At 26.2% G+C, this 516-nt stretch carries 1 pseudogene; it reads right to left on the minus strand.

What is annotated here, in order from left to right:
- Positions 1-23: 23 nt before the first annotated feature.
- Positions 24-516, minus strand: a pseudogene (locus AMN81_RS04170) (NAD(+)/NADH kinase); the annotation flags it as partial.

The raw sequence follows: 516 nt of genomic DNA on the forward strand, positions 1-516 counted from the left end.
AAATCTGTTTGATTTAAAGTAAATTAATTTGTTTCATTTCTTAGTTGTTCAATCTTAATTTTTTTTTGTAAACTTCTATTTTTGTCATACAAAAGATTGAACTTAATCTTATTATTAATCTTTACTATAATAGATTTAGCATATCTTACTTCTAAATTATCAGCAACAGCGCTTATGGGTCTTTTCGAAGGATTTAAATTAGTAATGATAATTTTTAATTTATCATTGACAATTTTACCCTTCCATCTTCTTGGTCTAAATGGGCTTATTGGAGCTATAGATAATTTTTTTGAATTTAAACTTAGAATAGGACCATGTACAGAAAGGTTATAAGCAGTACTACCAGCAGGTGTTGAAACGAGTACTCCATCAGAAACTAAATTTTTAATGATCTTTTTTGAACCATGTTTAATTAATAACGACGCAGCTTGTCTGCTTTGTCTCAATACAGAAACTTCATTAATAGCTAATGATTTTTTTAATTGATTATTTCTATTTTTTACAATCATTTCCAAT

Origin of the sequence: Candidatus Pelagibacter communis (assembly GCF_001179845.1) — a bacterium.
In the GTDB taxonomy this organism is placed as follows: domain Bacteria; phylum Pseudomonadota; class Alphaproteobacteria; order Pelagibacterales; family Pelagibacteraceae; genus Pelagibacter; species Pelagibacter ubique_Q.